Raw genomic sequence first — 26021 nt, 5'->3', positions numbered from 1 at the left:
GTGCCGAAAAAAAGTGAAGCAAACAAAATATTAATCTCTTTCTCCCTATTTTAGAAAGAGTTGGAGTAGATTACGTAGCTCCTTTCGTATATTTCATGGTAACTTTTGCTGTTATAGCAATTATATTAGCGGTTATCTCATTTTGTAGTCGTACCGAAAAGAAAATTTTATCTATCATCGGTTTAACCTTTACGTTATTTAATGCAGCAATTATTTTATTTTTCCTTTGGTTCGGTTACCATTTCACATAAAATAAAAATTAGGCGAAGTAAGGGAAGTCCTTTGACTTCCCTTACTTCGCCTTTAAAAAATAATTAGTGAATATCTCACTATTTTTTACACAATTGTAATTATAGTGTTTTTTGACATTTGATCATTATAAATTTAAATGGAGGTTTATTTGCCATATTTTTATGTGGCTCCACAATTTCCGTAGTTTCCATCAGTCCATATTTTCCAAAGTCTTGTTGTACCGAGTCAACATCATAAAAATACATTTTTACCCCTTCCATTATCTCGAAGTAGTCTTTACCAAGTTGTTTCCCCTTCCCAAACATTGGGGCATCTTTAGAAATAGTAGTAAAAATCATATACCCGTTTGGTTTTAGCTGACTATAACAATCTTTAATAAACTTCTTTCTCTCATCCTTATTCAACAAATGAATAAGTGCATAAGAAAATATGCCATCATACAGTTTGTTATCAAAAGGCATATCCGTAACTGAACCATGGAACAAATTAGCATTAATTTCATTTTCCCTCGCCAATTCGATCGCTGTTTTTGAAATTTCAATACCTGTTACATGTATTCCGTTATCAATAAAAACCTTTGCATTTCTTCCATATCCAATACCAGGAATCAATATATCCTTCACTTTCTTTTCAAGGAAAAAATCCTTCGTCAAAATTGCGGAATCTGCAGCTTCAAATCCCCACATCATTTGATTTTCTATAAAACTTGCTTCCCAAAACTCTGTCATACATCAATCTCCTTTATATATCGTTGTTTACCGTTGAATGTTGAAAAATCATCGCATATTCACGAAATTGTATCAAATTTCAACATTAATTCAAAACAAAAAGCATTGGATACCCAATGCTTTTTACACTTACGCAAACAGAGACGTATTCGCATATAAAGCTGGTGAGCCACCTGAATGTACGAATAAAATGTTGTCCTCTTTATTAAATTTACCTTTTCTAATTAAATCGATTAGTCCCGCTACTGCTTTACCTGTATAAACTGGGTCAAGTAAAATACCTTCAGTTTTCGCAAGTAACTGTACTGCTTCAACCATTTCTGGTGTTGGTAAAGCGTATCCTGGTCCTACATATTCATCAAAGCATGTAACTGCCTCGCGTGAAATAGAGTTTGGGATACCAACGTGAGCTGAAGTTTCATCTACAAGTTTTGCTACTTTCTCTTCTTGCTCCGCTTTTCCTCTACTTACATTTATTCCGATTACAGGAATTTTGCTTTGCGTTCCGGAAAAGCCAGTAATTAAACCAGCATGCATACCAGCGCTACCACTTACACAAACAACTGAACTGAAATCAATTCCTTGCTCAAATGACTGAGCCATAATTTCTTGCGCACAAGCAATATATCCCATTGCGCCAGTAGGGTTAGATCCACCAACTGGAATGACATATGGTGTATTTCCTTTTTCACTTACTTCTTTCGCTACTTTATGCATCTCTTCCATAAGATCTGTTCCGTTTGGCACAACAATTACGTTTTCAGCACCTAATAAATGATATAAGAAATAGTTTCCGTTAAAGTCTGGCTTTTCTTCTGGCTCAAGCCCTTCCTCTAACACAAGAATACATTTCATTTTTTCTTTTACCGCAGCTGCAAGTGTTAGACGGCAATGGTTTGACTGAATACCACCAGCTGTAATTAACGTATCTGCACCCTTTGCCTGTGCATCCGCAACTAGAAACTCTAACTTTCTCGTCTTATTACCGCCAGCTGTTAAACCAAGTAAATCATCTCGTTTAAAATAAATAGTTGGCCCACCAAGTGCTTCAGAAAAATTGTTTAATTTTTCAATTGGTGTATATGATTCTGTATATTTTTTTCTCGGAAATTTAGCTAAATTCATCAATAACGCTCCTTTTATACTCTTTCACAGTAAATGTAACCATACTATTATTACATGGAAAAATGATGAAGTCACCTTTCTGGACTAAAAATGTAGGGAATTTCGTTTCGGTGCATGAAATTGCATTAACGATTTTAACTTCAATACGGTACATGAAATTTATATCGGTGCTTTTTCAAATATATCAGCGATTCTCAAATTATATCGACTTGCCGATAAAAAAACGACAAAATAAAAAGAGCCCACTCATTAAGAAGTAGGCCCTTACCAATCACTTATTTACCGAAAAACGAAGAAGCTGCGTTAATCCTGGCTCTAAATTCATTTCGCCTTTATGGCGTACGTATACAATTTTGTTCCCATCAAATTTTGGAGGATTCGCTTTATTGTACGTGTACCACTCATTCGTTCCTTCTATATTGTACTCCATATACTCTGTTGCACCAACGATTACGTTTTTACTATCATCAGCCGTTACATCTGGTGCCATTTGTGCAATTTTTGCATCACTAATTAATAAGTTCTTTATACCTTTATCACGTTTATAATCGTAAGCCGTTACGACAACATCGTTACCATATGCTTTCACTTGCAACCCTTGTTTAAAAGAAGATCCATCCGGAGCATGAATCTCTCCACCATTTGGACCAGCCGACATCCAACCAGTTTCAATTCCGCCCGTATTTACAACCGTAAATCCTTTTTCATCTCCGCCTTCAATTTTCTTTTTACCAGCCCAATCTGGTAAGTTTAAATCCCAATGTGTATGACTCGTAAAGAAAACAACTTGCGGATAGTCTTTTAATATATCGTACAATTTATCAACATTTAAATAATCTTGTAAATACGGATTTTGTCTTGATCCAGATACCGTATCAGGTAAAACGTGATGAGAGAAAATGAAAATTGGTTTATTTTTATCTTTTTGGCTGTATTCTTCTAAATTTTGTTTTAACCATCCTAATTGCTCATCACTCATATATACTTCATCCCACATTTTCGAATCGTGGTATTTCATATATTTTTCAGTTCCTAAAAATAAAAGCGGATAACCGTCTAACTCTTTTTTATGATATACCTTATCTTGTCCGCTAAATTTTAAATATCGATTAAACAATGTTTCTTCCGTTACACCATTTGGCCATGTATTTTGAGAGAGTTTCCCATCAGCTGTCCATTTACCAGCGTAAAACTCATGATTCCCAACAGTTGACCATACATTCTCCGGATGCTTATTTTTGTTTAGCACACGCTTTACATCATCATATTGTGACTGCTGTCCAGTTGGCGTTATATCCCCATTCATAATAAGCGCTCTAGAAAGTGGCGTTACTTTATTCATATCTTTTAATACGTGATCAAAATCCGATAAATCTCCTTGAATGTCACTAATTACATTAAACAACGTCGCTGTTTTTCGTGCTTGTGCTTGTGCTTGTGCTTGTTCTTTTCCCTCAGCATTCATCGAAAACGTTGGTAATAACACTGCCATAACGGCTAACGAAGCAACTACCTTTTTCATACAAATTCTCCCCCTAATAATAGAATGTATAAACTGACATGTTCTGCTTTCTCTTAGGTGCTTGTCCAATTCACATTATAGGGAGGGATTGTAAAGATAGATGGAGTTAAAAGTTAAGTGTTTTTTAAGAGATTTTGTCGTTTTTTGCAAACCACAATTAGCGATTCACGCCAATCTAGCTTTCTAACCTTTAACATTACATAAATGTAAATTTTGATGTTAAATCTTTTAGTTTTATACGTTGTTTTTTATTACTTCTAATTTTCGGGAAAAATCCACTAATTAATAATGTTATAATCCATACCATTATTAGAATAAAATTTATTGTATTACCGGAATTCAAGCTGAAAACTCTCCACAAATAGGCAGCACAAAAAACGAGAATAGCAGTAATAATAAGTAAAAATGTCCTAACTACTAATCCGATGTAGGATTTCTTCTCTTGCTTAAAAATGAAAGTTCTTCTCCCTTTGTACAATCTAATCACAAATAGCAGCAAATATAAACCAAGTGTGGCTCCAATAACAATTGATGTAATAGAGTTGTTTTTTCTCTGCTCAGCTAGAGAGAAGTAACTTTCAGGTAATTTTCCAGTTTCATATTCCATCCATGCGTGGTAAATATCCTGTCGTAAGTCTATACCACCTTCACCATTTGTAAGGATTACCAATCCATCCTTTGTATTAGGAATGAAACCATAAAAAGAATGCCAGCCTCGATTGTCACCAGAATGATAAAGTAATTTCCATTGATTAGATAGTTTTTTTTCAAATATACCTAAACCATTCTCCCCTAATACTGGCTTTTGCATTTCCGTAACACGTTCACTTTTGATGACACCATTCCCTTTATTATTTGTATCCATACTTGCAAGTATCAATGTCATCATATCCGTAACATTTGTCTTGAGACCTGCAGCAGCCTGTTCGGTAAATTGGTAACTAGGGAGCTCCTCTCCAAAATATCCATAAGCTTTCGAAAGGTTATGATTTTCAGGACCTTGTAAGAATGAACTAGATTTCATTCCTAAAGGTTTCATAATTTGTTCTTCCATATAGCGATCAAACGGTATTCCGGTAACCTCTTCAATTACAAGTTGTAAAATTGTATATCCGCCACCAGAGTAAATTGTTTCTGAACCTGGTTTATTGGTAACCTCCACTTGTTCATTAAGCCAACCTTTTCCAGACAGAGACTCCTCAATAGAATTAAGATTTTTCCCTGGTGCAACCCCAAGGTATCCTTTATGTGCAGACAGTCCTGCTGTATGGCTTAACAATCTTCTTATTGTGACTTCATTATTATTAAACTCTGAATTAGGTAATTTCCATTTAGTCAGATATTTTCCAACGGGATCATCTAGTGATAAACGACCTTCATCTACAAGATGCAAGATTCCCCACGCTGTAAGGTTTTTAGATATGGAACCAGCTTGAAACAATGTATCATCACTCACCGCTTTTTTTGTCTTTTTGTCTACATAACCGTAGTTAAGTGTATAAGCAATACGCCCCTCATGTACGATACCTATTGCAGCCCCTGGTACCTCATAATTCTCCTGCCATTTTGGTACGTGTTCATCCATCTTTTTTTTGAAATTCTCTATACTTCTATTAGTCAACGTGCCCGATTCTGCCCTCACCACATTTGTAAACCATGCTTCATTCGTAATGAATATACAAATCATTAAACATAAAATACTTTTGCATATTATCGATGCTTTTTGTCTATTCTTCATTTGCTCTACCCCTTTTTTCAGAATATTCTACCCGCCAATCAGAGTACCCCATTCTAATATCCCATTCTATCGATTTTTATTACTTAACCTTACAAAATTGTAATAAAAATCAAAGATCTACTATTGTCCTTTATCCGAGGGCAATGCAATTCATTAACAAGATTGATATGAAGTTATATTTATTGTTTCAGTTAAGGCCCCTAAAATACTAGTTTGGTTAATCAAATAGATATATTCCAAACTACAAAAATTTATAATAGAAAAGGTGGATTTTAGTTTTAATTAGAATTTGACCAAAGTATTGCTGCAAATATTTATTCTATAAAAAGAAGAACCCCACACATTTTGATTAAAATGTGTGGGGTTCTTTTGACTTCCTTAATTTTCATGAAAAAGATTGATTATTTTTATGTAGCTTACTTAAATAAACGTAGTTTTTATCTTTTCAAATTTTCTTCATTTAATCCGAACAACTCTTGTAAAATAAACTGTCCATCTTTTCTTATCAGTACATCATCAAACCAAATTTCACCCCCGCCATACTCCGGTCTTTGAATGTTTACTAAATCCCAATGTATCGCTGATTTATTCCCATTGTCTGCACCTTGTAGCGAATCTCCAATTGCTATATGATAACTACCATTTATTTTTTCATCAAATAACGTATTATTCATCGGGTGTAATATATAAGGATTAAACGCTAGTGCAAATTCTCCAATATATCTTGCTCCCTCATCCGTATCAAGAATTTGATTTATTCGCTCTGTATCGTTTGCGTGTACCTCTATTATTTTTCCATGCTTAATATGTAACTTTATATTTTGAAACGCATAACCTTGTTGAACAGATACCGTGTTAAATGTTATTACTCCATTTACTGAATTTTTAACAGGTGCTGTATACACTTCACCATCAGGTATATTATCCGTTCCATCTCCTTTTAAAACGCCAATTCCTTCAATTGAAAACTTCAAATCCGTACCTTCTCCAATAACCCTAACTTGCTTTGTCTTTTCCATTAATTCTTTTAAAGGATTCATTGCTTTCGACATTTTATTATAATCTAACGTACATACATCAAAATAAAATTTTTCATAAGCCTCAGTACTCATATTCGCTTCTTGCGCAGACGCCGCATTCGGAATTCGAGTTGTCACCCATCTTGTTTTATACACTGCTTCACTATGAGCTTTTCCAAATATCTTTTGATATAATTTCATTTTTTCTGATGGTACATCTGCTAATTCATATGCATTTCTAGGACTACGGAGATTAATATATACTTGCATCTTACTTAAGCGATAACATTCCCAATCTGCAAATAACTTAAATTGTTCTTCAGATCCTGATAGAATTAATTGCCTTGTAACAGACACATCGCGCATTGATACATGCGCATATCCACCTGCTTTTTCCACTGTCTTAATAATTTCACGAACTACTGCGGGATCTATTTCTGTAACACTTTGGATCAACACTTGATCACCAGGCTGCACTTTCGTAGAATGATTGACTAGTATATCTGCTAATTTCGATAATCTCTGCTTCACTACACCTCTCACCCTTTCATTTCCGTTTCAAAAACTGAAAAAAGAGAACTACTCTTCAAGCACTTCTCTCTTTCATCCAAACGATAAATATAAAATAAATCATTAAAAATATACTATATAAATTCCATAACGAGGGTATTGCAGCTACACTTAAATAAAGAGTTCCTAGTAACAAGCAATCATAAAAGTTTTTTGTTTAAAAGCGATGTTTTTTTGCCATCGGTTCTATGTATGTATTTAATATCCACATTAATACTTTCCATACCTTTTGTTGGCTAGGTGGTAGATGATCGTTATATACATAACTGTATTCGATCTGCTGTGTTGCACCACGATTTCGTTTGAACTCTCCAGCCCCAGCACTACAATGACAAATTAATTCTTTTTCGATAGAATCCATTATAATAAGGAAGGAAAGTATCCGGTATAAACCTTGTTGCTGGTCAGAGTTTGTATTATAGCCAAGGATCGGCGTTGTCATAACTCCATCCCGAATAAAATAAGCAATAACACCATCAATGGTATCCCCTTTTTTTATGGCCTTTATCTCAAATAAACGATGCTGAAGAGCATTCCATAAATAAGCGGGTGTAAACATTGGGTTATGGGCGGAATATTTTTCGATATATAGTTGGTTGTATAAATGGGAAATTTGTAAAATATCCTCCTTTGTTAATTCTTCATTCGTAATGATTTCATAATTGCTTTTCTCTAATAAGCTTTTATCGTTTAATAAGTCTTTTCGTTTTTTCCGATTCATTTTTTTATAGTGTTTCGGATCAAATAAGTATATAGAACGAGACATAATTTTCTTGTAACCTACCGTAGATAGTGCTTCTGTCGTTACAGGATATAATGCGTTATTTAAAGAGCGAAATAAAATTGTATGCTCTGGAAATTTCTCAACAAATAGATTTGTAATTTGTTCGATTTGTTGTTCGTTGATAGAGTGATAAAGGTTTGTTGAAAGCATCCAATTATTTACGACAATTACTTTATTAATATTCGTTCGTCGTAGCCAACTTCCCATAAGATGAATCGGATAGGTTAATAGCTTCTCTAGCCATGGTTTTTTCAACTCCCATAGCTCTTCTAACGCATAAGATACGTAATGTGTATAAGGAGAACATACATATGAATTTTCGAACTCTGCGTTATTAAGAGTAACTGGCAAGATGAGATCATCAATTTCTAATAGAAAGAGCTCCGTGTTAATATTTTCAATACATGCTGTAACGCCCTTTTGAAAAAGAGGCAGGAAACTATCTCGCACATATGCCCCATCTTTTTTTGATTCCCAATCAATACTATGCAAGGAATGAACATCATGTAACTGAATCATTTATGTTCACCACGCCTTACAAGACTTTCTATTCTTTTTAATTTTTTATCATATACTTGAATATCGTAATGTGAAAAGAAGAACTGTGGTATCGCACACTTTTTAGTAGACCATAGTGTATGTAACTCTTTCATTACATTTGATTTACATAATTCCAGATTTTCAGGGAGTGCTTTAAGTTTAATTTCAATTTTGTCTACGCTATGCTGTATTACTTTAAATTCTTGAATGTCACTAGATGCAAACAAAATTGCTCTTCTAATGAAATCTGGAAAAATAAATATTTCTTTATTATCCAATTCACTTATTCCAATAAATATATCGTCACATCGACCATCAATTCGTTCTAATGCTAAGAAAGGTGAACCACAGCTGCACGGCGTTTTTTTCTCAATTAATATGTCATTGAGACGATAGCGTATAATAGGCTGTGTTTTCCTCATGAAATCAGTAATAATGGGAACGAATATCCCTTTCTCTTGATCTAGGTATTCTTTTTCAATATGAACGAGATCTTCATTAATGTGTAACGTCCCCTGCTTGCAGGTGGTAGCAAGAAAACCTTCTGTACATTGGTAAACTTGGTGTACTGTTTGCTTAAAAGTTGTACGAATAAAGTCTCTATCAATATCTTCAAGCACTTCTGCTACAGAGATAATTTTTTGGGGACAAATCGTAATCAGTCCTTCTTGCTGCCAGTAAGCAATTTTCCGTAACATAGACGGAGGTGCAATTAAAATAGATGGCTGTATTTCATTTAATCGCGTGATATGCTGCTGAAACGAGTCTAGTAAATCAAAAAAATGAAATGAGATTCGCTTATTTTTTGTCGCTTCGTATAAATTGCTATTTGCACGTAAGAAAAAAGCGATCGTGTGTTTATGTAGAATGCTAGAAGGAAGCACCTTTCCAATAATCGAGCCAGCCCACAACGTTTGTTCTTCCTCGGAAACGAGAAAAACTCCACGATTCCCACTAGTTCCTGAGGATAAACCGATAGTTATATTACGAATGGTTGGGGAGAAATTCCGGGTCTTTTCTGCTTCAAATGCTACATGAAACGCTTCTTCCTTTGAAATATGGACTGTATTTAATGTATCAAAATGTTCCATCATTACTTCTTTATCAATAATGGGGAGTGCAGCCAAATTCCCCTTTTGAATTTCATTTAAAAAAGGCGTATATAATTGGCGATAAAAAGGAGACGCCTCTATCGTGAACAAAAGATGTTTTTCTATTTGTTGTTTATGAAACTGTTCCAACTGTTTACGATTTGAAAATCTCGAGCCATATTTTGTTTTCAAGTATTGCTTGAGAATTCGTAGTTTATTCATAGTACACCCCTGCTTTAATTTTATCCCATGTATGTTCACAATGAGTTGGTACAATTTCAATCTCAGGTGATGTTTGTGATAAATGGTGTAACTTCTCAATATTCTTTCGGTAAGATTTTGGATCGCTAGTTAAAAGGTTGGCAATCTTACTAGGAAATACAAGGTTTTGATAAGTTTTACTTAGCCACACTGCGTCTGCACAAAGAAAGACAATTTTTTCACTCTGTAAATGGACGAATAAACCGAATTGTCCCGTTGCATGTCCTGTTAAGTCAACAGCAAATAATGAGCCATCATCAAATACATCATACCCCTCTTCAAACTTTCCATATGTAGAAGGTAAGTTAAGGGATGGAGTTTGATCAATGAATGACATCCTTTTCTCTAAATCTATCGGCAGTGTATCTTTTAGACACCCTTTTAATAGAGCACCAAATTTACTTCTCTTTTTAATATCCTCATAAGCTTTTGCGAAGGTTAGTATTTTCGCTTTTGGAAAGTCGGGTAAACCAGCTGTATGATCGCCATGGAAATGAGATAGAATAATATATTTAATTTCTTCTGGCTGAATACCATCAAGAAGAAGTTGCTGTTTAATAGATTGCTCTTCCGTGAAATGAACAGGCGTAAGTTTTGCATATACAGAGTAAGGAAATTTTTTTGTCGCCTCTTTAAAATGTCCCGCATATCCAGTATCAAATAAAATATATCCTAATACTGGATGCTGGAGTAACCCTACTGTAGCAGGAAAGCATATTTGTTTCCAACTGCCCTTGGAATATGCAATTTTTTCTGGATGTGTGCAATATCCTGTATCATATAGCTTTAAAGATTTGATTTTCATTGTGTTTTCCACCAGTCTACAAATTTTGTAATTCCTTTTTCTATACTGATCTTTGGAGCATACCCTAGTTCTTCTTTAGCTTTATCAATATTTAATGTCTGGCTTTTTGAAAGGACACTAACAGTATATTTTGTGAGAATAGGTTCTTTTCCGAATAAAATAGTTTTTGAGATTCCTTCTAGTATAGCAGCTAGTGAAAAAGCGGTTTTGTAGGAAATTTTTTTATATTTTACTTCCTTATCAAGACGCTTCATTACATTTTCTATGACCTCATATAAATTTACACGATCGTCATTTGTTATATTGTACTTTTGCCCTAATGTATGTTTTGGGGAATGCATACAAAGAAGTAAAGCATCTACAACATTCTCAACATACGTAATATCAACAAGAACATTTTCAGTACCAATTCTCGGTAAAGCACCCTTTTCACATACTTTAATAAGACGCGGAAGAATAGCGTTATCTCCTGGTCCGAATAAAGCGCGCGGGCGTATTGTGATAACTGGTAAACCATGCGTGAAAGCTTGATCAATAGCTTGTTCAGCCATGTGCTTCGTTGTTGCATAATGATTTACAAATGTATCAGGAAGTTTCGCGTTTTCTACTACATTTTGTCGCTCATCATAATAGAAATAAATACTTGGTGTTGATACATGGATCAAGCGTTTTATACCGTACTTTTGACATCCCTCGATAATATGTTTCGTTCCTAACACATTCGCATTATAAAAATCTTCATATTTGCCCCAAGGGGAAGAAAGTGCGCCGCTATGAAAGATATAATCTTTATCTTTACAAACTTGTAGCACACGATCCCTGTCTTCAAGAGGACAATGAACAAACTCGATTCCATTTTGTTCTAATACCTTACCGATTGTTTTATTTCTTCCCGTTGCCGTTACTTCATAGCCCATATTTTTCAGTCGAAAGGCGAGTTTTTGTCCTAGAAAGCCCGTTCCACCAGTTACTAGCATTTTCATAAATCTTCACCATCCCACGATATGTCATATGTTGTTTGCTCTAAAATAGTCCGTTCCTGTTTATAACTTTCACGCCATAATTTATACATGCTAAAAAACTGATAAAAAAATGGTTTCCAATCATTGTGACGATAAACGATATCTGGATAAGAGCATAGAACTTTTAACCATCGCTTACGTTTTTGTTTACTTTTTAAATAAGGAAATCCATATAGAAGCATCGCTAACCGAATTGCGCACTCAGAGTTTGGTCTTGGAATGAGTGTATTGTTTACTGTTTCATGAAAGAAAGCCGGCAATATTTCCTCATCGAATAAATGTAATCCACTTGTAGTACGTGGATTACATTCAATCGGAATCGCATCCCCATCCTCTGTAACGATAAAATCAAAAGCAATTTGTCCTGAGAAATTCAGCTCTTTTACAATATGCGTAACAAACTGATCAATTTTAGGATGATTCATATGCTTAAATGCAATGGTAGCGCCTAAGCCTGCCGCGAATTCCGTTTTATACGTAGAGTGAGCTAACACTTTCCCAGATTGTGCAATACTGTAGGAACAGTGCTGCGTCCCTCGTATAAACTCTTGCATAATATAATTCGACTTATCTATCATGCTTTCTTTTAGAGCATCCTCTTTTGTAATAAATTCCACTTTATCAGAAAATCGGGAAAAAATCGGTTTTCGTACAAAAGGAGTATGAGCTGGTGTTTTGTGCATCATTGAACTTATCGCTTCTTCATTATTTATTCTATATGTTGCAGGTACTTGCCACCCTAAATTCGCTACGAATTGAATAAATTCCCACTTATTATGCAGTAATGAAAGTTTTTGAAAATCATCTACTAATACATGGCAAAATGCGCTTAATTCTTCTCTATATTTAGATATATAAAACACTTCTTCACAAGTAGGAATAAGCAAATCCACATTGTGTCGTTGAATAATGGATAGTAGCGCACGGATACTTTCATTTGTTTTCCACTTTGGAGAAGGAATTTCATAAAAATAATCCGTACTCTTTGAAACTTTACTTAATGGATAAGGAATACTATCTGCAATAATAACGGTATGTCCAGCGTTATGAAACAGTCTGCATAAATGCAGAGTTGCTGGTGCACGTGCCCCTGTAATTAATACTGTTTTCTTAGTATTCAAGAAGGATGCCCCCGATTGAAAGTCCTGCAGAAGTACCTAATAATAGTATTTTATTTCCACGTTGCACTTTCTTTTGCTTAATCGCTTCGAAAAGAGCGACTGGAATAGATGCGGAAATCATATTACCGTAGTCTTCAAAAATGGTCATAAAGCGCTCTTCATCAACCCCTAATTTTTTACGAATGAGTCTCATAGCTGGCCCACTTGCTTGGTGAGGAACAATTAAATCAATATCGGCCAGGGAATAACCAGTATCCATAAGTAGCTTGTCGATAAACTTCAACAAATACTTAGAAGATAGTTTAAAAATGGCTCTTCCATTCATATCGAACAAGAAGTCTTCTTTTCGTTCCTCACTATACTCCCTAGGATGAATCATCGTTCCACCGCCACGAATTTCTGATAAATGCGCACCAGAGCTATATGTTTCCATATGGGAAGCAATAATAGAAGATGTATGATCACCTTTTGTTATGACAACAGCTGCCGCACCGTCACCAAATAAAATGCTGCTTTCATTTTGTCCCCAATTTAATCCAACAGAAGAAATTTCAGAAGAAATAATAACAACATTTTTGTATCTCCCGCATTCCATTGCGTAAGAAATTGTATCAAGTGCTGTTATGAAACTTAGACATGTTGAATTGATATCAAAACATGGAATACCAGAATGCTGTAGTCCGAGCTGTTCTTGAATAAGTGACGCTGTAGAAGGTATTGCCTGTTGAATCGTTCCGCTTCCGCAAATAATACAATCGATATCATCCCAAGTTAACTTAGCATCTTCTACAGCTTTTTTTGCAGCTTCCGCCCCCATATAAGAAGACGTTTCCCCATCAACAAAATATCTTGTTTTTACCCCAGCTTTTTTTAATGTCCAGCCTTCTGGCACATGTAGCATGCGATCTATTTCAAAAGATTCTACCTTTCTTTTCGGAAGATATGTGCCAATTCCTTTTATACTAATATATCTTTTCATTCTCTATCGCCTCTTAATCTTTTTATAAATTCAAAAATCCTTTACATCTAAACATTGTTGTGGATACATACAGAAAGTCTTTTTATAAAATTCTGCTATCCCCTTATGTACTTCTAATCATATTTCTCTTCAAAAAAGAGCAAGCTCTCTACTTGAGAACTTGCTCTTTTTGCATGAGAATTCTTCAAATACATACTCTAGAAAAAAACTTTTATATCAATTTAATTATATTATAACAATTATCCAAAAATATTTAATAGTATTTTTTGTAAATAAAAGTGAAAATGTGGTACAAACTTACGCGAGAGGATAGTTTATTGAGCAGCAAATATACACATATGGAACGAACATACATGTAATTTTAACATCTTCTATTTCCCCTTTTGTTTTCACAAAAGTTACTGTAATTTAAAACCTAAAGTATGTATCTCCATATCTTTTATACCTATTTACTATTCTATTGAGATTGAAATATGATAAATCAAACCGAGGTAGTAAATTCAAATAAAAAATCTACTACTTTTGCAGAAGAAATCTTCATTAAATTCAGATGTAATCATATTTGAATAGTAAAAGAACGCTATTTTTTTAATAAGAATCGCGTTTTTTTACGCTTGATTGCAATTAATATTTTTCAGTTAATAGATGTGTAGCGATATACCTATCAGTAATCTTTGTATTAACAATTATGCGTAACTTCTAGCTCATTATTAGCATAAATTGTTCCGTAAGTAGCACAAAGTAACATTCCACCACAAACCTCACTACTCACTTGAAAGTTTATGTTATCTTCAAATGTATCTATACTATTAGGTCTAATTGTATCTACAAGTTTTTTGAAATCAAGAACCGGTAAATATTTCGTTATGATTTCATAGCTTAATAAATTATCTTCATTATTATATGCCTTATATTTCTGAATTTCTCTATAAATCGGACTTGGACTATACGGATCATATTGCAATTGTCCATTTTCATCTTCGAATTTTTTTATTTCTTCTTTTACTATATAATCTGGATAATCTTCACTACTTTCATCTTCATCACCAAATTCCCAAAATGGATATTCTATATCACATAAATGCGTTATAATCCACATTAGAAATTGCTCATTTATAAATCCAACATTGGTTTCTAACTCTTTGAATCTATTACCATAATATTTTTTAGCTTTTTCTACCTTTTCTTCTTGAGTCATATTATCCGTCGCCCCTGTTATATCACATCCATCTAAATCTATAAAAATGCTATTGAATTTACCTAAAATGCCCAAATCAACAGTTTTACTCCAGTAGCCTTCACCATCTTTATCGATTATTATCATAATATCCTCCATTCTGCTTTGTTCGTTGCATAAGAAAAAGTGACTCTTTCTTAATAAGAATCACTTCCATTATTATATAACTTTTCCCTCATTAATCCTCAATTTCAATTCCAGCTTGTTTAAATGGTTCTAATACTTTTGGGTAACACATTGAAATATATTCCACTATTTTTAGATTTTTTAAATTTTGAAATCCTTCAACAGATATTACATCAAATAAACTGTCTTCACCATCCCAATCTGGCTTTAAGATATGATAAATTTCATTTCCTCCATCAAAGCAAAGGGATTCAATCTTTTCCAAATCACTTGTTTCCAAAATTAACTCTTCTAAAAAATCTCTAATTTCAACAATTGGCCCAGCTCCTGAATACCATTCGAAATTATTCGTATACTTTTCTATTAAGTCTTTTAATTCTTTTAAAAATAATGGCTCTTTATCTAATAAAGCATCAATTACTACTAATTTAAAATTAAAATCCTGAAATATCTCACTCTTCCCCATTTTAAATTCCTCCAATGTTATAATATCCTTACCCAAATTATTATAAGTAAAACATATCCAATTGCAGCTACTTTATTTCTTTCAATATCATATTAAAAAGGGATATGCTTAATTGCATGACCACAATCGAGAAAATATACATTAAAAATATTTTCTTACTAATTATATTCTTTATATACTTACCTTCGCTTCTCTAGCATCCTGTTTCTTAATTAAGTCTAAGTAAAAATGCGAGACAGTTGTGTTGTAATAAGGGGAAATGAATATGAATGACAGATTAAATGTAAACATACCTATAAATGCTGTTAATAAAAACCAACCAATAAAAGATAACCAAAGAACAAATAACTTGAACTTATGCCCTTTCATTATTCTTTTACTCTCCCTTAGTGCTTCACTTGCTGTATAATCCGGATTCTCTATTAAAATATAATATGCCATTGAATAAGAAAAATATTTAATAATACCTGGAACAATTAATAACAGGCTCCATAAAAATAGAAAAATAGCCTGCAACACTCCTAATTTCATTGATTTAAACAAATTGTTCTTCCTAAACCCCACAAATACGTCGTCCACCTTAGCATCTTCATTTTTACCTAAGCGTAAGGTGAAAACAGAATACCCATAATTAAAGATACCTTGTATGACACTGTAAATTAAGAAACAAATCAGTCCTATAAAAAAATAACTTAGAATAAGTAAAACTAGTGCTGTTGGATCTACTTGTGGTTGCCCACCAATTGAATAAATAAAGAAAACATCCAAACCAATTACCCCAATAAACAGGCCAAATATTAAATATATAAAACTAGCAATCGCTGATGCACTTAAAGTTGGTACAAAATAGTATAACGCCGATACCCCTATACTTACTCCCCATTTCCCATCTAACGAATTAAGTGCTGCTTTCTTTAAATTTCTTATCAAACTTGCACCCTCCTTTTTTCCATATTTTAGTCAATAAAAATTTTACAAATAAAAGAACTTGTAACAAGCCCCACTACAAGTTCTTTTAGCTTATCAAAACAAAATATACTTTCTACATAATCGGGGGTAATTTCTAAAATATGGTTTATTAAAATCATTATATAACATAATCGCGAATTTTCGTTGAACATTCTGTTTTTTTGACAAATACACCCCACATTCTTCCTTATGTTCATCTAGATGTAGTAACTCATGTAACAATATATCTATCATTATCTTTCTCAATAAATCCCATCCTCTTGTTTTCCACAAAAAAAGACACAGAGATTTCTCCCCATGCCTACTAATTCTCTACTTCTTCACCGCATGTACATAATGCACCGTCTCAAAAGCTTCTAAATAATCGTTTCGTCCTTCAAAATATAATGTATGAATATCCTTTGGTGCTAAGTGCTCATAAATGAGTAAGCCCGCCTTCTCTAATAGTGCTTCCATTTCGGCATAAGAAAAACATGATTTCATCGGTTCTCCGCCTACTGCAGCCATTTTCACCATGTTTTCAACTCGATTAGACAATCCTTTTTCCGTAAATAAGTTTTCATCAGGATAATCGAAAATGATAGAACTCCCCTCTGGAACCATCGCAAATAAACAGTCTAGTAAACTAGAAAGTTCCTCTTTCGTTAAGTAATAAGTAACACCTAAAAGACTAAAGAAAGTCTTTGTATTTTCAAATCCTTCATTTACTAATTTTTGCGTAGAGAAACCCTTAGTAAAATCCATCGAAACAAAATGAAGATTGCTTGGAATTTCAAGCTCTGCTTCTTTCACTCTTTGTATTTTAAACGCTTGCGTAGAAGGATGATCAACTTCAAATATTTCTATTTTATTCTCTAATTCTCGGTGTCTAAAACTGAACGTGTCTAAGCCTGCACCGAGTATGACGTATTGTTTTGCACCTAATGCAATTTCATGTAGCAATACTCTTTCACAATATGCCGCGCGTGCCAAAGGTGTTGGTGATAACTGGACTTGTGTAATCCATTTTAATATTTCTCTCGGATCATCTTGAAACTGCTGTGCAATGTCTTTATTGAAAAAATGTATCCCTTGAACCATGTTCATTTCAATATTGTTACGCTCTTTTTGTAAAATTAAATCTTTAGCTACATAATCATCAAAGATTTTAGGACTATCAAATTCACTATGATACGCCCTTCCAAAAGCTGATACTAACGACGTTACACTTGCTTCACCTTTGTTCATGCACATACACTCCTTCATTTTCACAACAAAAATAGGGTTCCCCTGGCCAGGAGAACCCTATTATACACGTTATTTTTATATTGGTAAATTATAGCATAAATAAGTTTTTTTGTCAAGTTTCCAGCCTACTAACACTCCGACACTTTGTATATTCTCCGGCAGGAACACCGAAATTATATACATAATTTTCCGAATTATTTATCCATTCTTTTTTGAGCAGTATTAGTATCTTGAGATACCGGTATGTGTTCGGTAGCTCTAGATAAACCTGTTTTTGGCATATTAACATAGATTGCTTCAGAAGCACCTTTTTCTATTTGATAGGTTTCGTGAAAAACACCGACACTCCCATTATCTTTAATCTTATTATTGTACGATTTCCAAGCATATGAATGATTTTTTCCGTGAGCATAGTTTACTAATTCGTCGAATCCCTTCCAGTATTGAATTAGGATTACTTTTCTCCAACTAAATAAGAATTCTGTATGTAAGAAACCCCATTGTGGATTTTGATACAATTCTTTAATCATAGGTCCCATAGCATTAAAAACTGGTATCCACTTCCAAAATTTTAATAGGTTATTAATACGCATACCAATAATAAAAACAACAAATTCTTGATCCTTGCTATTGGCTATATGCCTGCCGTTAAAAATTTTAGCCCCCACTTTAATCCCCCTTTTTTACTGAACATAAATAATGTGCAGCTCCCAAATAAACCATAACACTTTTCCATGAATTTTCCAATTGATTCAACATAGATTATGAAAGGCTGTACTTAACAATAAAGGGTATATGTTTCCTACCTTTTTATTATTAACAGCTATTTTTAATATTTGTTCTAAACCTCCTTTTCACCAGGAACATTTCCATAATATATTTCAATAACGATAGCATTGTCGCCCCCTTTCTAAACAGAATATTTTTTAGTTCATTTGAGTTAGGACAACATCACACTCCTTCGTATTTTTTGCAAGACTAGCTTTCAACCTTGAGGGAACACCCAAAAGCTAATCAACTCCCCTACTCTATGAAATAAATAAGCGAATTTAAAAATTACATAATCATAGATTATTATGCAAATACTTCCTCTAGGCGCCGAACATGGTATATAATAATAAAATAATCTACTTCTATATGCTCAATTTTACACAAAACAGCTCATGTATATGAAAGAAAAGAGGTACAAAAATATGAAAACAAAACAAACAATTGCTGCGTCTACACTAGCTCTAGCGATGATTGCTGGCGCAAACTCTGCTCATGCGGAAGTAACTGATGCTACTCCCCAGCAAAGTACTGGAGATCGATTAGCTGAAATTAAGCAACATAAACAAGAGTTAGATGCGAAATTGCAGCAGCACAAAGAAAATGTGGATCAAACATTAAATGAACTTAACCAAGTTAAGGAAAATGTTGATACAAAGGTAAATGAACTACATGAACGTAAACAAGTTGCAGATGAAAAAATTGGCGAGATTAAACAACATAAACAAGAGTTAGATGCAAAACTTCAGCAAGACAAACAAATCGCCGAAGATAAAATCGCTGAAATTAAAGAGCATAAAAAGCAAGTAGATGAAAAAGTTGCTGAAATTAAAGAGCATAAGCAAACTGTTGATGAAAAGGTTAATGAGATTAAAGAACATAAACAAACTGTTGATGAAAAAGTGAATGAAATTAAGCAGCATAAAGAAAATATCGATGCAAAGGTTAATGAGCTTAAGGAAGTAAAAAAACAGGTAGATGACAAATTAGCTGAGTTAAAGAAAGCGAAACAAACTGCTGAGGACAAACTTGCTGAAATTAAGGAAAATAAACCGAATACAGGTAACACATTAGAAGAACTTAAGAAAATTAAAGGCAATTTAGATAGTCTTTCATCTAACTTAGAACTAGCTAAACAAGATGTGAAAAACAAATTAGCTGAGTTACAAGAAGCTAGACAAGATTTACTAAATAAAATAAACGAAATGAAACAAGCGAAACAAACTGTTTCAGACGATTTAACAAAGAAAAAACAAGACTTAGATATTAAAATAAACGATTTTAAACATACTGAGAAAAAATTGATGACAAATTAGCTGAGTTACATACAACAAAGCAAAATGTAGATAACAAAATTAATGAAGTATCACAATCGAAACAAACGCAAACAGACAATAACAATACTACTGTTCCAGCTAACAACAATGCTAGAGAACTTCCTAACGCTGGTAGTGAGCAATCAAATAATATGACTTTAGGCATGTTATCTGTATTAGGCGGCATTTTATTAGTAACACGAAATAAAATTAAAACGTTCTTCTCAAAATAAAGCTATTATAACTATTTTAAAATAACCATACAAAGGCCAACCGCACATATATGTACGGTTGGCCTTTTTTCTTTATATTAACTGCCCATCTCTAAGCGTCAATATACGATCACATACATCAAGCATTCTTTCATCATGTGTAATCATAATTGCTGCTTTTTGACTTTCTTTCACTTCACGTTTCATCATTTCAACTACTTCACGAGCACGTTTTGAGTCTAAGCTTGCAGTTGGTTCATCAGCTAATATTAAATCTGGGTTGTTCATGAAAGCACGCGTGATTGCTACCCTTTGTTTTTCCCCACCAGATAGTTGATTTGGATAATGATTTTTTCTTTCTCCTAATCCAAATGCCGCTAATAAGTGATCCGCACGCTTTTCAGATTCTTGTTTGTTTTCTTTTTTTAGCTTTGCAATGTAAAGCAGTTGTTCTTTTACATTTAAATATGGAACAAGATTTGCGAACTGGAAAATGAAGCCGATTTTTTTCAAACGAATGTCTGTCATTTCCTTTTCTGATAACTTCGTAATATTTTGCTCACGAATGTAAATATCCCCTTTTGACGGTGATAGTAAAGCACCCGCGATTGATAATAACGTACTTTTCCCTGATCCAGAAGGACCAACGATTCCAATAAACTCTCCAGCTTTCACATCAAGCGACATCGGATGAAGGGCTGTTACTTCTGTATTCCCTTCTCCGTACACTTTACTTACTTTGTCTAATTTTAATAATGAAGTCATTACATCCCGCCTCCAATTGCTTCTAATGCATCAACTTTTAATACTTGATATAACGAAATAAGTGTTCCTAAAATACTAATTACGATAAAGATTGCGGCATATTGTGCAATCATCGGTGTTGTTAATAAGAACGGCATACCCGCTGGTAAAATCTGTTCTAATCCTTGTACAAGAACAATACTGATTATCATCGCAACGACTGATAAGAATAACGCCTGTACGACTAAGCTATTTGCTAAATAAGAATTTTTCGTACCGATTGCTTTTAGTACACCTAATTGCTGTGTTTTTTGCAACGTAATTACGTAGAAGAATACACCGATTAGTAACGCAGCAATAACAAGTAAGAACGCAATGATCATCGTTAATGTTCCTTGCTCTTCTTTAAATCCTGGAATACTTTGTAATACTTCTTTTTTGTCGATAACATGTGCATTTTTAATTTCTTTATCTGTATTAAGCGCAATTGCACTATAATCTTTTTGGTTTGGTTGTGAGATAGCGCCCCATACGTCTTCATTTACATAAACGACTGGTGTATGGCTAAACATTTGATCTTTCGTAAATCCTACGATTTTAAATTCTTTCTTTGAAACAGGATCGATAATTGTATCCCCGATATCGATTCCTTTTTCTTTAATTGATTCATCAGCAACCATTTCGTTGTTTGCTGTACCTAATTTCTCACCTTTTACAATTTTCGGCTCTAAAAATGAATCACGTTCACTTGAGAAAATAGCAACATCAACTTTTTTCGAACTATCTTTCTTTTCATACGTTGAAACTTTCACACGAAACGGAACTGCCTCTTTCTCGCCTGCTTGATTTACTACGTTATCTACATCTTCTTTCTTAATTTGTGAACGAAGTAATTTATTTTCCGCATCATCCGCTAGTACAAATTTATTTGCCTCCATATTTTGAATCGATGAAGCATTATCATATGATAATCCATTTGCTAATCCTGAAATTACAAGGACTAAAAACGATAATAACACCATAATAAGTCCGATTAATCCATATCTTAATTTTGATTGTTTTAATTCACGCAGAGCTAAAAACATTTCGCTCGCTCCTTCCTATTACTTTCTATGCACTTATCATAAAAAAGAAATATGAACGGAATATGAACGGAATATTACAGCTAAAAAAATAAATTTTCAGAAAGTATTGAAAGTAATCGGAATCCTTGATACAATTCAGTCAAATAATATTGACCGAGTAATTTAATTCAAGGAGTTGATTATGTTGAAGCCCGTGTTAACACTAACTACTTATAGCCAACTAAAAGCATTAAGCGATCCACTACGTGCCGAAATGATGATACGTCTATGCGAACGTCCGTATACTGGACAATTACTGTCTGAGAAATTCGGCATTTCAAGGGCGAAAATTCATTATCATTTAAAAGAATTAGAAAAGAATGGGCTTATAGAGATCGTTTACACCGAAGAAAAGAATGGCATCGTTCAAAAGTTTTATCAATCTGTTGCTAAAGGCTTCACTCCTGCCACAGATCTATTACCTCATTTAGAAATATTAAGCGAATCAGGTCGCCAAATCTTTTTACAAATGATAGAAAGAACAAAAAGCCAAATTCTCGCTGCACCAGAAGAAGCTTTTACATTACGAAATGCAAGTGAAGATCCAGCTGAGTGGAATTACGTTTCATCCTGCTGGGAATTTGATGCTACGCCAGAACAATTTCAATTGTGGGTGAAAAAGTTTTATGAATTAATGGCTGAATTAAACGAAATCACAAAAGGTGCAGATAAAAATCCAAATAGTAAACCTTATTATATTTCTACTACTGCACTTCAAATCGCTGAGAGAACAATGCAGCAATTTGTTAAAGAAGAAGAAAAATCGTAATACGATTTTTTTTACCGAGACGGTCAAATTTATTTTACCGAATAAATTTATTATAAAGGAGTAGATAAAGTGGACGTATTAAAAAACCGGAATTTCCTCTTATTATTTTTAGGGAGAATTTTTACAAACATAGGAGATAGCTTGTATTATGTAGCAGCGATGTGGCTCGTATATAAGCTGAGTGGTAATCCTTTTTATTCTGGATTAGCAGGTTTTCTTACATTATTACCTTCTGCACTTCAATTTCTTACTGGTCCATTCGTTGATAGATGGTCGATAAAAAGCACCCTCGTAATCACACAAGTCCTGCAATGCATTCTTATATTAATCATTCCTATTACACACTACTTCGACCTATTAACCGTTCAACTACTACTCATCATTATGCCTATCGTAGCCTTTATCGAACAATTCGCCTATCCAGCACAATCAAAAGCTTTACCACTTCTACTGCATAAAACACAATTATTAAAAGGGAACTCACTCTTCTCATTTGCGTATCAAGGCATCGATTTAATTTGTACGACTCTTTCTGGAATATTAGTAGCACTACTTGGCGCAATTACTTTATATGTGGTCGACTCCTTAACATTCGCGATTACTGCCCTCTTGTTCTTTTCATTGAAAATGCCAAAGCAAGCTGAAACAAACACATCACTGTCAACTAAGCAATATTTCTCTGATTTAAAAGAAGGCTTTTCCATCGTCTTTCGTTCATTAATGGGCGTCTTCTTAATCGGTTCAGTTGTCGCTAATTTTTCAATCGGTATGATGATGGCAATACTCCCTTCTTTCACTGATTCTTTAGGAGGGGTGAAATTATATGGTTTCTTTTTAGCCGCTATATCCGGCGGTAGTTTAATTGGAGCACTATTCAGTTCATGGGTTGGTAAACATAACGTTGGCCGTGTCTCCATTATTAGCTTTGCGACTAGCGCTTTCTTTTGGTTTCTCTCTACGCTTGTACCGTTTCAATGGTTATCCATTTTTTTATTCGGCTTAGCTTGGATACCAATTGGTGCGACCAACATATTATTTGCGACAATTGGTCAAATTGTAATTCCAAACCAGTATCTTGGGCGCATCAACTCAGTCACACGAAGCATAGGTACAATCGCTATGCCGCTTGGTTCTTTAATTGGCGGATACACTGCGAATGTATTTAGTAGCCAACTCATTTTCGCGCTCGCTAGCATCGGTATTTTATTTATTTCTCTCGTATGGCTACTTCATCCGAAATTACGGGCTTTGCCGAAAGCTGATGAAATTACAGCGGATACTTTTGAGCTTCGGTTTAAGGAAGAACGTGGGAAAGGTGCGGCTTTATAACAAAAAAGAAGACAATTTCCATTGTGAAATTGTCTTCTTTTTTGTTTATTTCGGAAGCTCCACCCGAACAGTGGTCCCTTCCCCTTTCGTACTATATACCGAAACGGTTCCATTATGCAGTTCAACAATTTTCTGTACGATAGATAATCCTAAGCCGCTTCCTTCTACGTTTCTTGCCCTTGCTGTGTCTACTTTGTAAAAACGATCAAATATACGATCCATTTCTTCTTGTTCCATACCAATTCCGTTATCTGATATAGAAATGACAATACCGGATTCTAATTCTTCTACAACAAATTCAATCGTCCCGCCATCGTTTGAAAACTTAATGCTATTCGTAAAAATATTACTCCATACTTGATGTAGTAGGTTTTCATCACCTTCTATAAATATGTCCGGTACATCAAATTCAACAGCTATATCTTTTTCACGCCATTTCCATTCGAGCATAAAAATGACGTCTTTAATTTGCTTCTGCAGATTGAATTCTTTTATCTGTAAAACCTTCTCTTCTTTATCTAATGAAGCAAGCGTAAGTAACTGTTTACATAAACTAGACATCCGCTTACTTTCACCCTCAATAATTTTCAAGTAACGTTTTCTTTCCTCTTCACTCATATTCTCCGATTGTAATGTTTTCGAAAAACCTTGTATCGAAGAAAGTGGAGATTGGAATTCATGAGAAACGTTAGAAACGAACTCTTGTCTCATTTGGTCTAATTCTTTAATGCTCTTTGTCATCTTTTGAAAATTAGTCGCTAGTGTACCAATTTCATCTTTTCGATTTTCATCTAATTCGATATCATATTCACCACTTGCAATCTTTTGAGTCGCTTTCGTAAATGTTCGAATAGGACGAACAATATACCCTGCTGCGATCGCTATAAAAATGATACTTAATACAACGATGAAACCAAGTAATACCGCTAGAAAAATTCTCATTTCACCAAATTGTTGCTGAATATCAGGGCGAATGAATAAAGCGTACTGTTTATCATCGTGTTTTAGCGGTACACCGACACTATTAATTAATTCATTATCGAAAAATCCTGTAATAAACAAACGGGTTGGATATGTGGAAACGCCATTAAACGTTTCACCTTGCAATACTTTATGAACGGTATCATCACTAATTGTTATCTTACGAAACGCATTCCCAATACGCTTTCCATGATTTTCGTCATCTACAATATAAATTTCATACCCTAACTTCGCAATAGACTGTAAGTATGCCTCTTTATTCTCTTCACTTTGCTTTTCATATAATGATTTTACTTCTTTAGCATACATTAAAATCTTTTCACTATTGTACGGTTTTAACTTCACTTGATAATATACGTTCGTTAATAAAAAACCGATAATACTACTAAGAAGCATAATACCGACTGTCATAAAAACAAATCTAGAATACAATGATTTCATCTTATTTCAACTCCAACTTATAACCGAGTCCGCGTACTGTCGTAATTTGAAAATCATCTGTTCGTTTTGAAAAACGATCTCTCAGTCGCTTCACATGAACGTCAACTGTTCGTTCATCTCCTTCAAAATCCATTCCCCATACTAATTCAATTAATTCTTCTCTTGAAAAGGTTCTTCCAGGATAACTAGCAAGTTGTGATAATAATTCAAATTCCTTTAATGGAAGCAAAATCGTCTGACCGTTACACTTCACTTCAAACCCTTTTCGGTCAATTATCGTCCCATGTAATGTAATAATATCAGCACTAAGCATTTGATAACGGCGCAATAAAGCTTTCATACGGAAAATTACTTCAGCTGGTTCAAATGGTTTTACAATATAATCGTCCGTACCAGAAATGAATCCTTTTTCTTTATCGACTAGCTGATCTTTTGCAGTTAATAAAATAACAGGTATATCATGATACTTCCGAATTTCTTCGCATAACGTATAGCCATCAACAAACGGCATCATAATGTCTACTATCGCAAGATGAATATTTTCTTTCTCTAAAACGCCTTGCGCTACCTTTCCATCTTCCGCTTCAAAAACTTTAAAGCCCTCTTTTTGTAAATGGTAATGCAATAACTCTCTAATATGTTTATCATCATCAGCTAATAAAATATGTATCATCTTCATTAAACCCTCTCTTGTTCATCCTTCTACATTCTTACATTAAGAAACAATTGTACTTTTTGCAAGAAAAAGAAAAACA

At 33.9% G+C, this 26021-nt stretch carries 23 protein-coding genes and 1 pseudogene; 4 read left to right on the top strand and 20 right to left on the bottom strand.

Going from position 1 to position 26021, the window contains the following annotated elements:
* Positions 1-95 precede the first annotated feature (95 nt).
* Positions 96-251 carry a hypothetical protein gene (locus JFU20_RS26650; RefSeq protein ID WP_002013701.1) on the top strand — a complete coding sequence of 52 codons (156 nt, stop codon included), beginning with the start codon at positions 96-98 and terminating at the stop codon, positions 249-251.
* A gap of 99 nt (positions 252-350) precedes the next feature.
* On the opposite strand, the gene JFU20_RS26645 is transcribed toward JFU20_RS26650, so the two are convergent.
* From JFU20_RS26645 to JFU20_RS26570, 16 genes are all read right to left on the bottom strand, one after another.
* The gene (locus tag JFU20_RS26645) at positions 351-980 is read right to left on the bottom strand and encodes a class I SAM-dependent methyltransferase (RefSeq protein ID WP_002013702.1); all 630 of its coding nucleotides are present in this window, start codon (positions 978-980) and stop codon (positions 351-353) included.
* 129 nt (positions 981-1109) lie between these two features.
* Complete coding sequence (gene cuyA, locus JFU20_RS26640) at positions 1110-2105, bottom strand: D-cysteate sulfo-lyase (protein WP_002013704.1); 996 nt, start codon at positions 2103-2105, stop codon at positions 1110-1112.
* A 271-nt stretch (positions 2106-2376) separates the two neighbouring features.
* The gene (locus JFU20_RS26635) at positions 2377-3627 is read right to left on the bottom strand and encodes a DUF4073 domain-containing protein (protein ID WP_002013706.1); all 1251 of its coding nucleotides are present in this window, start codon (positions 3625-3627) and stop codon (positions 2377-2379) included.
* A gap of 196 nt (positions 3628-3823) precedes the next feature.
* Positions 3824-5365, bottom strand: coding sequence for a serine hydrolase domain-containing protein (locus tag JFU20_RS26630; RefSeq protein ID WP_002165433.1), 1542 nt, complete (start codon positions 5363-5365; stop codon positions 3824-3826).
* A gap of 437 nt (positions 5366-5802) precedes the next feature.
* Positions 5803-6915 carry an aminopeptidase gene (locus tag JFU20_RS26625; protein WP_033710063.1) on the bottom strand — a complete coding sequence of 371 codons (1113 nt, stop codon included), beginning with the start codon at positions 6913-6915 and terminating at the stop codon, positions 5803-5805.
* Between the two features lie 196 nt (positions 6916-7111).
* Positions 7112-8257, bottom strand: a complete 1146-nt coding sequence (locus JFU20_RS26620) for a hypothetical protein (protein WP_033715829.1) — start codon at positions 8255-8257, stop codon at positions 7112-7114.
* Positions 8254-9591 (bottom strand): F390 synthetase-related protein, encoded by a 1338-nt coding sequence (locus tag JFU20_RS26615; protein ID WP_002165431.1) that lies wholly within the window; start codon positions 9589-9591, stop codon positions 8254-8256. Before JFU20_RS26615 ends, JFU20_RS26620 begins: the two co-directional genes overlap by 4 nt.
* A complete protein-coding gene (locus tag JFU20_RS26610; protein ID WP_002165430.1) occupies positions 9584-10435 on the bottom strand; it encodes an MBL fold metallo-hydrolase in 852 nt (283 codons plus the stop codon). The genes JFU20_RS26615 and JFU20_RS26610 overlap by 8 nt, the downstream gene beginning before the upstream one ends.
* Entirely contained in the window at positions 10432-11418 is a 987-nt protein-coding gene (locus JFU20_RS26605; protein WP_002165429.1) for an NAD-dependent epimerase/dehydratase family protein, read from the bottom strand. The genes JFU20_RS26610 and JFU20_RS26605 overlap by 4 nt, the downstream gene beginning before the upstream one ends.
* Complete coding sequence (locus tag JFU20_RS26600) at positions 11415-12578, bottom strand: ATP-grasp domain-containing protein (protein WP_002165428.1); 1164 nt, start codon at positions 12576-12578, stop codon at positions 11415-11417. The genes JFU20_RS26605 and JFU20_RS26600 overlap by 4 nt, the downstream gene beginning before the upstream one ends.
* Positions 12568-13557 carry a beta-ketoacyl-ACP synthase III gene (locus tag JFU20_RS26595; protein WP_002165427.1) on the bottom strand — a complete coding sequence of 330 codons (990 nt, stop codon included), beginning with the start codon at positions 13555-13557 and terminating at the stop codon, positions 12568-12570. Before JFU20_RS26595 ends, JFU20_RS26600 begins: the two co-directional genes overlap by 11 nt.
* A 679-nt stretch (positions 13558-14236) precedes the next feature.
* Positions 14237-14881, bottom strand: coding sequence for a hypothetical protein (locus tag JFU20_RS26590; protein WP_201039086.1), 645 nt, complete (start codon positions 14879-14881; stop codon positions 14237-14239).
* A gap of 91 nt (positions 14882-14972) precedes the next feature.
* On the bottom strand, positions 14973-15386 hold the full coding sequence (locus JFU20_RS26585; protein ID WP_002165425.1) for a DUF6892 domain-containing protein: 414 nt from the start codon (positions 15384-15386) through the stop codon (positions 14973-14975).
* A gap of 171 nt (positions 15387-15557) precedes the next feature.
* Positions 15558-16316 carry a DUF975 family protein gene (locus JFU20_RS26580; RefSeq protein ID WP_002013725.1) on the bottom strand — a complete coding sequence of 253 codons (759 nt, stop codon included), beginning with the start codon at positions 16314-16316 and terminating at the stop codon, positions 15558-15560.
* A gap of 351 nt (positions 16317-16667) precedes the next feature.
* Positions 16668-17582 carry a class I SAM-dependent methyltransferase gene (locus JFU20_RS26575; RefSeq protein WP_002013727.1) on the bottom strand — a complete coding sequence of 305 codons (915 nt, stop codon included), beginning with the start codon at positions 17580-17582 and terminating at the stop codon, positions 16668-16670.
* 194 nt (positions 17583-17776) lie between these two features.
* A complete protein-coding gene (locus tag JFU20_RS26570; RefSeq protein WP_002013729.1) occupies positions 17777-18250 on the bottom strand; it encodes a DUF4188 domain-containing protein in 474 nt (157 codons plus the stop codon).
* Between the two features lie 525 nt (positions 18251-18775).
* On the opposite strand from JFU20_RS26570, the pseudogene JFU20_RS26565 reads away from it, so the two are divergent.
* A pseudogene (locus JFU20_RS26565) lies at positions 18776-19899 on the top strand (LPXTG cell wall anchor domain-containing protein).
* 72 nt (positions 19900-19971) lie between these two features.
* Here the strand turns inward: JFU20_RS26565 and JFU20_RS26560 are convergent.
* Positions 19972-20643, bottom strand: a complete 672-nt coding sequence (locus JFU20_RS26560) for an ABC transporter ATP-binding protein (RefSeq protein WP_002013733.1) — start codon at positions 20641-20643, stop codon at positions 19972-19974.
* Positions 20643-21707, bottom strand: a complete 1065-nt coding sequence (locus tag JFU20_RS26555) for an ABC transporter permease (RefSeq protein WP_002013735.1) — start codon at positions 21705-21707, stop codon at positions 20643-20645. Before JFU20_RS26555 ends, JFU20_RS26560 begins: the two co-directional genes overlap by 1 nt.
* Positions 21708-21891: 184 nt before the next feature.
* On the opposite strand from JFU20_RS26555, the gene JFU20_RS26550 reads away from it, so the two are divergent.
* The gene (locus tag JFU20_RS26550; protein ID WP_033710164.1) at positions 21892-22515 is read left to right on the top strand and encodes an ArsR/SmtB family transcription factor; all 624 of its coding nucleotides are present in this window, start codon (positions 21892-21894) and stop codon (positions 22513-22515) included.
* Positions 22516-22584: 69 nt separating this feature from the next.
* Positions 22585-23844, top strand: coding sequence for an MFS transporter (locus tag JFU20_RS26545; RefSeq protein ID WP_002013737.1), 1260 nt, complete (start codon positions 22585-22587; stop codon positions 23842-23844).
* A gap of 45 nt (positions 23845-23889) precedes the next feature.
* Here the strand turns inward: JFU20_RS26545 and JFU20_RS26540 are convergent, their stop codons facing one another.
* Together JFU20_RS26540 and JFU20_RS26535 are read right to left on the bottom strand one after the other, a co-directional pair.
* A complete protein-coding gene (locus JFU20_RS26540) occupies positions 23890-25266 on the bottom strand; it encodes a sensor histidine kinase (protein WP_002165422.1) in 1377 nt (458 codons plus the stop codon).
* A gap of 1 nt (position 25267) precedes the next feature.
* A complete protein-coding gene (locus tag JFU20_RS26535) occupies positions 25268-25945 on the bottom strand; it encodes a response regulator transcription factor (protein WP_002013739.1) in 678 nt (225 codons plus the stop codon).
* Between the last annotated feature and the right edge of the window lie 76 nt (positions 25946-26021).

Origin of the sequence: Bacillus sp. TH30, assembly GCF_016650875.1 — a bacterium.
Classification (GTDB): domain Bacteria; phylum Bacillota; class Bacilli; order Bacillales; family Bacillaceae_G; genus Bacillus_A; species Bacillus_A mycoides.
The sequence above is the reverse complement of the archived record's forward strand: the minus strand, read 5'-3'. Positions and strand labels throughout refer to the sequence as shown.

What these genes read in the sequence shown, in the direction of transcription:
- JFU20_RS26645 (WP_002013702.1), bottom strand. Translation starts at nt 980, where the DNA reads ATGACAGAGTTTTGGGAAGCAAGTTTTATAGAAAATCAAATGATGTGG.
- JFU20_RS26630 (WP_002165433.1), bottom strand. Translation starts at nt 5,365, where the DNA reads ATGAAGAATAGACAAAAAGCATCGATAATATGCAAAAGTATTTTATGT.
- JFU20_RS26650 (WP_002013701.1), top strand. Translation starts at nt 96, where the DNA reads ATGGTAACTTTTGCTGTTATAGCAATTATATTAGCGGTTATCTCATTT.
- JFU20_RS26555 (WP_002013735.1), bottom strand. Translation starts at nt 21,707, where the DNA reads ATGTTTTTAGCTCTGCGTGAATTAAAACAATCAAAATTAAGATATGGA.
- JFU20_RS26590 (WP_201039086.1), bottom strand. Translation starts at nt 14,881, where the DNA reads ATGATAATAATCGATAAAGATGGTGAAGGCTACTGGAGTAAAACTGTT.
- JFU20_RS26620 (WP_033715829.1), bottom strand. Translation starts at nt 8,257, where the DNA reads ATGATTCAGTTACATGATGTTCATTCCTTGCATAGTATTGATTGGGAA.
- cuyA (WP_002013704.1), bottom strand. Translation starts at nt 2,105, where the DNA reads ATGAATTTAGCTAAATTTCCGAGAAAAAAATATACAGAATCATATACA.
- JFU20_RS26605 (WP_002165429.1), bottom strand. Translation starts at nt 11,418, where the DNA reads ATGAAAATGCTAGTAACTGGTGGAACGGGCTTTCTAGGACAAAAACTC.
- JFU20_RS26610 (WP_002165430.1), bottom strand. Translation starts at nt 10,435, where the DNA reads ATGAAAATCAAATCTTTAAAGCTATATGATACAGGATATTGCACACAT.
- JFU20_RS26595 (WP_002165427.1), bottom strand. Translation starts at nt 13,557, where the DNA reads ATGAAAAGATATATTAGTATAAAAGGAATTGGCACATATCTTCCGAAA.
- JFU20_RS26635 (WP_002013706.1), bottom strand. Translation starts at nt 3,627, where the DNA reads ATGAAAAAGGTAGTTGCTTCGTTAGCCGTTATGGCAGTGTTATTACCA.
- JFU20_RS26540 (WP_002165422.1), bottom strand. Translation starts at nt 25,266, where the DNA reads ATGAAATCATTGTATTCTAGATTTGTTTTTATGACAGTCGGTATTATG.
- JFU20_RS26575 (WP_002013727.1), bottom strand. Translation starts at nt 17,582, where the DNA reads ATGAACAAAGGTGAAGCAAGTGTAACGTCGTTAGTATCAGCTTTTGGA.
- JFU20_RS26585 (WP_002165425.1), bottom strand. Translation starts at nt 15,386, where the DNA reads ATGGGGAAGAGTGAGATATTTCAGGATTTTAATTTTAAATTAGTAGTA.
- JFU20_RS26535 (WP_002013739.1), bottom strand. Translation starts at nt 25,945, where the DNA reads ATGAAGATGATACATATTTTATTAGCTGATGATGATAAACATATTAGA.
- JFU20_RS26615 (WP_002165431.1), bottom strand. Translation starts at nt 9,591, where the DNA reads ATGAATAAACTACGAATTCTCAAGCAATACTTGAAAACAAAATATGGC.
- JFU20_RS26560 (WP_002013733.1), bottom strand. Translation starts at nt 20,643, where the DNA reads ATGACTTCATTATTAAAATTAGACAAAGTAAGTAAAGTGTACGGAGAA.